The sequence below is a fragment of the bacterium genome, assembly GCA_021372775.1.
Classification (GTDB): domain Bacteria; phylum Acidobacteriota; class Polarisedimenticolia; order J045; family J045; genus JAJFTU01.
On record JAJFTU010000021.1, the window covers coordinates 1 to 7,918 of the forward strand.

Consider the following 7,918-nt stretch of genomic DNA (forward strand, 5'->3'; position numbering starts at 1 on the left):
GGCGCTTGACGGCTCGCGCTTTGGCCCTACCATAACCACGCGCCGGCGACGGCGGGCAAGTGTGGTGGGCGTAGCTCAGCTGGTAGAGTCCCTGGCTGTGGACCAGGTTGTCGTGGGTTCAAATCCCATCGCCCACCCCAAAAATACTTGCCCCCCCGCAGCGCTGGGGTATTATGTCGCGGCCGCGCGAGACCGTACGTCTTCCGCGGCGGACAACATGGGCCGCTAGCTCAACTGGCAGAGCAGCAGACTCTTAATCTGCGGGTTCGGGGTTCAAGTCCCCGGCGGCTCACCAACTTGGAACCCCCTTCGCCCTCTTTCGCCCCCTCGAGTCCCGCGGGCGAAAGCGCTCCCCCGAACTTCCGAACGACCGCCAGCTCCTCGCTGTTGACGCCGAGGTAGCGCATCGTCGTCGAGACGTCCTTGTGGCCGAGGAGCTGCCGGACCGCGTCGAGCTCGAGTCCGCGCTCGAGCAGCCGGCTGGCGAAGCGCCGGCGGAGCGCGTGCAGATGCGGGGCGTGGCCGACGGCGCCGATCCAGTGCCCGCGCACGACGCCGACGACGCTCTCGGGACTCGCGAGGCCGAGCAGGCGGTCCCCGCCCCGCCGCGACGCCGCGAGCCGTTCCAGCGCGTCCCAGGCGCGCGCGGTGAAGCACGGGACGAGCCGCGCGGCCCCCGACTTCGGCTGGTCCGCGTCGAGGTCCCGCACCGGCAGCCGCAGGGCGGGGAACGGGCGGCGCACGAGATCCTCCGCGCGGGCCCGCACCATCTCGCCGCGGCGGAGGCCGAGGTCGCCGCCCATGAGCACGACGGCGCGGACGCGGTCGTCCTCGGTCGCGAGCAGCCGGGCCATCTCCTCCTCGCCGGCGACCTCGACGACCGTCGGGCGCTTGATCTCGGGCAGGACGACGTCGAGCGGGCGCCTCGCGATCAGGCCGACCTCGACGGCGTGGTCGAGCAGGAGCTTCACCATGAGGAGCCGGTGCTTCCGCGTCTGCGGCGCCAGCCCGGCGAGCGTCGCCTTGAAGCCGGCGAGGTCGCGGACGGACGCCCGCGCGACCTCCCTCGGCCCCCAGTACGCCGCGACGCGCTTCAGCTCCCGCGCGTACTCCTTGAGCGTCGACGAGCGCAGGCCGCGCTCGCGCTTCGCCCAGGCGAGGAACTTCGGGATCAGGTCGGCGAACGTCAGCGCGGGCTTCGTCATGGGCCTTAAGCTACGGCGAGGCGCGCGGGACGGCGGGCCCCGTTCAGGCGGCCTTGCGCCGCGTCGCCGCGAACAGCCGGACGCGGAACGCCTCGTCGCGGCAGTCGACGTTGCGGCGGGCGCCGTTGCAGCTCCGGCAGAGCGCCTGGAGCGACCAGGGGAAGTTCGCGGAGCCCCCGCGGGCGAGGTCGACGACGTGGTCGATCTCCAGCGCGCCCGTCGCGCCGCAGCGGCAGCAGCGGCCCCCGGCGAGCGTCAGGACCGCCGCGACATCCTCGGCGGAGACGAGTCCCGGCCGTCCGTAGCGGGCGGCCTTCGCGTTGGCGCGGCGGGCGGCGTCGGCCGCCTTGACGCGCTCGGGATGGGCGCGGCGGTAGGTTTCCGCGTAGCCGGCCCAGGCGTCCTTGTGTTCTGAGTACCAGCGGCGGCGGCGCCCGCGCTCGGCGTCGGGGCGCTCGGCGCGGCGCTTCGCGGCGTAGCGCCGGTTGCAGGCGCGGCAGTACGGCTTCCGCCCGTCGCGAGACCTAGCGTCGCGCGGGAACTCGTCGAGCGGATGAACGGCGCCGCAGCGCGTGCAGGTCTTCTCCATTTGGGTATCCGTTCCCGCGCGAACGTCGGTTCGCGCGCAAGAAGAGAGACGGGGCCGAACGACGGACGACGCCGGGGCGCAGCGGCCCCCGCCGCCGGTCCGACTCTTCCTAAAATCGGTCCGACCGGCGGTCAAGGCGCAACTCGCAAGATGATCGGCGCCGGCATCGACGCCGGCGCCCGCGGACCGCTCCTTAGTCTTCAGTCCTCGTCCGGCGCCTCGTCGGCGACCTCGTCCTCGTCCTCGTCGTCGGGGGCGAAGCCGTCGAGCAGCTCGTCGGGGGCGCCGACGAACTGCTCGATCAGGCGCGCGCCGTCGACGCCGGGGCCCAAGCCGCGCCGCGTCGCCGCGTCGAGCTCGGTCGCGAGCGTGAGCAGGTCGTCGTTGACCCGCTCGCGGAGGCGGCCGAAGACGTCGGCGGGGACGGACTCCTGCACGGTCCCGTCGGCGGTGAGCGGGTCGAGCCGCTCCGCCTCGAGCAGGAGCACGGCGAGCCGCTCGACGGCGTCCCGGACGGCGGGCTCCGCCAGGACGCCGGCGGCGATCGCGACCAGCCCCTCGCCGGCCCTCCGGAGCGCCTTCTGGGAACGCGGGCCGAGGGATCTCCGGAGCGGGGCCAGATCGACCGACGGGTCCTCGAGGGGGCTGCGCGGCGGCCGGCCGTCGAAGGCCGCTCTGGCGAGCTCGCGGGCGACCCCGGGAAGGGCGTCGGCCAGCGCGTCGCGGAGCATCGGGGCGTCGTCGACGCCGGGAAAGGCGTAGAGCGGCAGCCGCCGTCCCGCAAGCAGGCGGACGACGACTTCGGCCCCGATCCCGCGGCCCTCGGCCCGGCGCCGCCGGCGCTCTTCTGCCAGCTCCGCGTCGGTCGGCGCCCGCTTCGGCCGCCTCATCGGGCGCCTCCGTTCCCGGCGAAACGTTCCGCGGCCGCCGTCCGGCCGGCGCGGCCGCGGCCGATGATCGGCGGCCGGCGGGCTTCGATCTCGAGTTCGTAGTCGGCCAAGACCGCGGCCGCGAAGATGCGGAGCTCCCGCCACCGCGGCAGGCCGACGGACTGCCGGACGACCTGGTCGACGAGGGCCGGCGAAAGCTCTTCGCGGCGCTCGAGCATCGCGCCGAGGCGGTCGACGGCGCAGGCGAGTCCCCGTTCGGCGTGGAGGTCCGCCGCCAGCCGGAGGAGCGCCCGGCCGGCCTCCTCGGCGACGCGGAGGTCCGGCTCCGCGTCGAAGGCGTCCGCGAGGGTCCGCCGCGCCTCCGGGCAGCGGTCCAGGACCCCGCCCGCGTCCCGCCCCTCGTTGGCGGCGCGGAAGAGCTCGCCGGCGATCTGCGGGAGGGCGGCCCGCAGCGCCTCCAGGCCCCTCCGGGGCGCGCCCTTCCGCCGGAGGGCCGGCAGAAAGTCTCCGCCCAGCAACCGCTCGGCCAAGTGCGCCCCGGCGGCCGCCGAAGCCTCCGCCCTGCCGATCCGCACGACGTCGATAATGGCCCTCATCCCCGGTACCCGTGGCCGGCTCGCGGGTCGTGGTTCCGCAGCCGACGCCTCTCGTCTCCCGAAAGAAAAAATACGACCCGGCCCGTCGCCTGCAGCTGATAAATAATGTAAAAAAACGACTTCCTTCCCACGTCATTTACCACGACGGAAACCACGTCGCCGTTTAAGGGGCCTGGGAGGCTCCGTAAGCCGTCCGACGGCCGCGGACGACCGGATGCTCGGGCGCGGGCCTGCGGCGCCTCCTGGCGGCTCCTGGGGGCCTTAAACGGGCAGCCGTGGGACCGGCAGGTCCGGGCGTCGTCAGGCGGCCAACCGGAGGGCGTCGACGAGGGCCGCGACCCGCTCCGGGGGGAGGCCGTCGACGAACTCGCGGGCGGCCGGCGTGAGCTCGTCGCGGCGGAACTCCAAGACGTCGGCCAGCCGGAGTTCGGAGGCCGGACGGCTGACGTCGAGGCTGACGATGCGGCAGGTCGTGGCCACACCGCGGCGGCGGTCGGGGCTGGCGGTCATCTCGACCAGCCCCAGGCTGACCAGTTCCTCCCGGATCCGGGCGAGGGTCGACTTGCCCCGGACGCCGGTGACCACGCTCAGCCACGCGCGGCTGAGGACGACCTCCTGCCCGACCTCGCGGCGCTCGCGGAGGGCGACCAAAACTTTCGAGACGTGTTTGGCCGTCGCTCGGGGAAGGCCCAGTTCGGCCAGGGCCTCGAGGTCGGCGGGGTCGGGCTCGACGGCCGGGCCGCGGCGCTTGGCCGGGTGCCGCTCCCGCCAGCGGTAGACGTCGATGACGCTCCGTGCCAGGTCGCGGAGGACCGCCCCGGGGTTCCGGTCGAGGTCGGCGGAGGACCCGGCCGGCCTCTCCAAGAGCCAGGACCAGATCCGGCCGAGGGTCTCCGCCGGCTTCCAGCCGGCCGTGCGGGCGCGGTGGACCAGGTCGAGGCAGGCCTTCCGGCGGGTGCCGGGGACCAGCTCGGCCGGGCCGAGTCCCTCGACGAGGAGCGCCGTTTCGTGCCGGGTTTTGCTCGAATTTCCGGGGTCCTCGGCGGAAGGGGACCAAGAGCCAAGTACAGCGTTTTCAAGGAGTTCGTTGATCTGGTCCCTCCCGTCGGAGCCGGAATGGGACCCCAGGTATTGGTTCCTCCCCCGCTGCCCTTGGGGGCCGGAGGGAGTCGATGCAGACGGGGCCTTGTACCGCTTGGGGGAGTCGGGGGAGGCCGCCCCCCCAGAGGGGCGGCCGACCTGGCGGCGGGTCTGCTTCGACAGCTGGATCAGGCGTTCCATCCGGTTCGGCCGGAGCTCCAGGTACCGGTCGAAGGCCTCGGCTCCGGCCAGGGCGGAGTCGATCGGGTCCAGCCGCTCGGCGGACCCCTCGAAGAGGACCGCGGCGCCCGCCCCCCAACTGAACGGCAGCCCGCACAGCGACCTCCGGCCGGTCCGGACGACATCGACGGTCTCCTCCGAGGAGACCAGGTTCTGCCGGACGAGCAGCCGCGACACGGTGTTACGGGCGAGATCGGCGCCGACCTCCTTGGCCAGGGGGATCAAGACGCGGTAACCGCGCGGCGTCCGCTCGACGTGGAGCCGCACGCGGAGCGCCTTGAGCCGCCGGACCAAGGCCCAGGCGGCCTCGAGCTGCGCGGCGCGCTCGTCCTCGCCGACGGCGTGGCCGTCAAGGTCCAGGACGACGTCCTGCACCCTCGAGGGTCCCTTGACCGCCAGGCGTCCGCTCTCCCAGCCCGCCTCGACGGCCCGGCGGACGTCGTCGAGCGAGGTCGACCGGCGGAAGTTGCCGGACCAGGTGGTCCGGCCGTCCGGCTGGAGGGCGCCCCAGATGTGGCGGCCGTCGGGATCGACGAACCTCCGGAAGAACTCCTCGACCTGCGATTGGGACCAGGCGGGGGCCGCCGGTCGGGCGGCCCCCTTGCGGAGATGGCGACGCTTGTCAGCTTCCGGCCCCCGCGGCTTGCGGGGCGGGCGGGGGCTCTCGGTGGGGCGCGGGGCGGCGGACATTACGGACCTCACTGAGCGGAGTAACTCCCGCCGATGAGGCGGGACATGGTCGAGCGGCTGGTTCCGAGGCGCCGGGCGAGTTCGGCGACCGTGACTTCCCCCGAGAGGACTCGCCGCCGAAGTTCCTTAAGATCGCCCGAGGTCAGCCGCAAGCGTTCCAATACCCCCTCGGAGACCGGCCTGCGGCGGCAGACGCGGGGGGAGGAGCGTCGAACGGTACCGGGGAGTCGGGAGGCGCGGCGGGCCGCCTCCCTTCCCTCGAGGGCCCGCTGGTCAGCCTCGGTCCAGTCCGGACAGCGCTGGACGGTGACGGGCGCGGTCACGCGACCTCCGGCTGGCCCTTGGACGCGGAGATCACGTTGCGCGAACGCCGCTTGGGCCGGGGGAAATGGCGCCCGGAGCGGACGGCCCGGCGGCGGATCGCGCGGACGGTGCAGACCGGGACCGCGAGCCGGTCGGCGACGACCTCGCAGCAAGCCCCGGCGGCCAGCTCGTCTTCGACGGCTTCGGGCGTCGTTCCGAAGCCCCGCAGGCGGTTGGCGATGGCGTCGAGGGCGTTATCCCGCGGAGTTCCGGAGACAAGGTTGGAGCGGCGGTTGTTGAGGCCGCAGTCGTCGATGTGGCGGACCTGTTCGCTGGGGTCGGTCGCGCCAAGAACCCACCGGTGCAGGTACCACGATTTGACCTTTCCGTCCGAAGAGTCAACGATTTGGCAGTAGAGCCGCGGCCGGTCATGGAGGCCGCGGCGGTGCCGGCAGCGGCTGCTGTCGAAAATCCGGATGCTGCGGCGGCCGGCCCCCTCCTCGATCCAGCGGGAGAGGCGGTCGGCGTCGGCGAGGTCCAGAAGCACCCGGTGCTCCGCCCCCGCGTTTCCGCGGCAGTAGAGCGAAATGGCGGCGTAAGTGCATCCTCCGTCGATGATGGTTTCGATGCGGTCGGAGAACGGGCGGCGGTCCGTGCGGCGGGCGGCGTGGGTCCAACGGGGGGCGGTCGTGACAGGTTTCATGTCATTTCCTTTCGGCCGGTTCGGCCTGTGACTCGGCGGGCGGTCCATTAGTCCCCGTCCGTCACCAGATAGTATGTTCGGGCGAAAACCTGACGCACCGGCCCGCCAGCGGCCCCGAAAACCCCGTCCGTTTCACCCCGTGCAGGCGTCCGTCGAACATACTCTAAGGTGATGGAACGGAACGACTTACCGTCCGGCGTGGCCGTCACCAACTGCCCGCCGTGGACCTCCCAAGACCAAGAAAACCTCGACCGCGAGGCGCGCTATCGCAAAATTTGCGCCCTCGATGTCTATTCGCCCGGCGCGGCCCTGAACAGCGACCAGGTCGCCGAGTGCCGCCGTCTGCGCCGGCTGGATCCGCTCCACTGGAGCATCCGGCGCCTGGCCGCGCGGTTCGAGTGCGGAATCGCGTCGGTCTGCAGGGTCCTGGACCCGAACACGATCGCGCCGGCCCGTCCGCCGTCGCGTGCCGAGTGCGGGCTGGATGCGGAGGCGCCCGTCCGCGCCCCGCGGGGCGAGGAGGTCCTACCCGATGACTAATGCCTGGCGCGAGCTCTTCTCGGACGGTGGTTCCCGGCTGAGCTTCGGCCGCGCCGCGGCCGGTGTCGCGGTCGTGGCTTGGGCGGCCCTGGTGGCCTTCGCCGCGGTCCGCGGCGGCCCCTCCGCGGCGGTCGAGGCCTTTTCTGCGACGGCACCGCAACTCGCCGTCCTGGTCGGGGCGGGCTACGGAGTCTCGCGGGCCGGAGACGCGGTCGCGTCGCTGCGTGGCGGCGGCGCGCCTCACCCGCCGCGCGACGAAAAGGAGTGAACGATGAAAGTCCTCGAAAAGCTGCGCGAGTTCGCCCGGTCCGGCCGTCTTGCCGACGTCTGCGAATTCGTCTTTTGCGGAACCGCCGGCATGGCCGTTTACGCGCTCGGCAGGGCCGCCTGGGTGGGCCTCGAGGTTGCCGATGGGTTCACGAAGGTCGTTCTGCTGGTCTCGCTCGGGGCCGTCGAAGTCGCCGCCGTTGGCTGGTTCGTCGGCAAGTGCCTTCGGAAGGACCAGTGAAGGCCGCCGGGATCCTCGGATGGGCCCCGCAGCGGGCGGACGTCGCGATTGTCGAGCTCGGCGGCGACGGCCGCCTCGTCTTCGAGCGGGGCTGGTCCGGCTTCTGGAGCGACGCCGTTTGGCTGGCCCGACGGGGCGACGTCCAGCTCGTCGCGGCCGTGGGACGCCCGGACGACCCGCTGGAGGTCGACGTCCGACTCCTCGTCGACGCGTGCCGAGGCGCCGGCGTCGAGGTCGTCCTCTACGACCGCCTGGCCGACGCGATGCGCGCGCTCGAGGTCCCGGTCTCGGGAGATTTCGAGGATCTCGCAGCCGAGGCGGGCCGCCTCTGCGGGCTGAAGGACGTCGTCCGACCGCTGGGCGTCGGAGCGGCGGCGGCGGTCGCCCTGGCCGCTCTGCGGTGTCGTAAGTGAGCAAGCGCAAGGCGCGGCGCCGCAAGCCCGAGTGGCCGCCGGCCGCGGTTCCCCTAGCAGGCAAGGTCCTCTGCGTCGACCCCGGTCCGACGGCTTTCGGATGGGCGGTGCTCGAGTTCCGTCCGGGATCAGTTCCGGTCTGCCTCGGCGGCGGCCACGAC

9 protein-coding genes, 2 tRNA genes and 1 pseudogene are annotated in these 7,918 nt (G+C 72.9%); 6 read left to right on the plus strand and 6 right to left on the minus strand.

Annotation, left to right across the window (positions count from 1 at the left end; all coding sequences use genetic code 11):
• Positions 1 to 64: 64 nt before the first annotated feature.
• A tRNA-His gene (locus tag LLG88_00585) sits at positions 65 to 140 on the plus strand.
• Positions 141 to 219: 79 nt separating this feature from the next.
• Positions 220 to 295: transfer RNA gene (locus LLG88_00590), tRNA-Lys, on the plus strand.
• A 91-nt stretch (positions 296 to 386) separates the two neighbouring features.
• Here the strand turns inward: LLG88_00590 and LLG88_00595 are convergent.
• The 6 genes and pseudogenes from LLG88_00595 to LLG88_00620 all read right to left on the minus strand — a co-directional run bounded on the left by LLG88_00595 (position 387) and on the right by LLG88_00620 (position 6,344).
• Positions 387 to 974: pseudogene (locus LLG88_00595) on the minus strand (tyrosine-type recombinase/integrase).
• 274 nt (positions 975 to 1,248) lie between these two features.
• The gene (locus LLG88_00600; GenBank protein ID MCE5245410.1) at positions 1,249 to 1,794 is read right to left on the minus strand and encodes an HNH endonuclease; all 546 of its coding nucleotides are present in this window, start codon (positions 1,792 to 1,794) and stop codon (positions 1,249 to 1,251) included.
• 200 nt (positions 1,795 to 1,994) lie between these two features.
• On the minus strand, positions 1,995 to 2,684 hold the full coding sequence (locus tag LLG88_00605) for a hypothetical protein (protein MCE5245411.1): 690 nt from the start codon (positions 2,682 to 2,684) through the stop codon (positions 1,995 to 1,997).
• On the minus strand, positions 2,681 to 3,280 hold the full coding sequence (locus LLG88_00610) for a hypothetical protein (protein MCE5245412.1): 600 nt from the start codon (positions 3,278 to 3,280) through the stop codon (positions 2,681 to 2,683). Before LLG88_00610 ends, LLG88_00605 begins: the two co-directional genes overlap by 4 nt.
• A 300-nt stretch (positions 3,281 to 3,580) precedes the next feature.
• Positions 3,581 to 5,290 carry a hypothetical protein gene (locus LLG88_00615; protein MCE5245413.1) on the minus strand — a complete coding sequence of 570 codons (1,710 nt, stop codon included), beginning with the start codon at positions 5,288 to 5,290 and terminating at the stop codon, positions 3,581 to 3,583.
• A gap of 319 nt (positions 5,291 to 5,609) precedes the next feature.
• Positions 5,610 to 6,344, minus strand: coding sequence for an HNH endonuclease (locus LLG88_00620; protein MCE5245414.1), 735 nt, complete (start codon positions 6,342 to 6,344; stop codon positions 5,610 to 5,612).
• 123 nt (positions 6,345 to 6,467) lie between these two features.
• Here LLG88_00620 and LLG88_00625 point away from each other — a divergent pair, with 123 nt between their 5' ends.
• The 4 genes from LLG88_00625 to LLG88_00640 are packed head-to-tail and all read left to right on the plus strand — an operon-like array spanning position 6,468 to position 7,757.
• Positions 6,468 to 6,836, plus strand: coding sequence for a hypothetical protein (locus LLG88_00625; GenBank protein MCE5245415.1), 369 nt, complete (start codon positions 6,468 to 6,470; stop codon positions 6,834 to 6,836).
• Entirely contained in the window at positions 6,829 to 7,104 is a 276-nt protein-coding gene (locus LLG88_00630; GenBank protein MCE5245416.1) for a hypothetical protein, read from the plus strand. The genes LLG88_00625 and LLG88_00630 overlap by 8 nt, the downstream gene beginning before the upstream one ends.
• Positions 7,105 to 7,107: 3 nt before the next feature.
• Complete coding sequence (locus LLG88_00635; GenBank protein MCE5245417.1) at positions 7,108 to 7,344, plus strand: hypothetical protein; 237 nt, start codon at positions 7,108 to 7,110, stop codon at positions 7,342 to 7,344.
• Entirely contained in the window at positions 7,341 to 7,757 is a 417-nt protein-coding gene (locus LLG88_00640; GenBank protein MCE5245418.1) for a hypothetical protein, read from the plus strand. The genes LLG88_00635 and LLG88_00640 overlap by 4 nt, the downstream gene beginning before the upstream one ends.
• Positions 7,758 to 7,918: the final 161 nt, after the last annotated feature.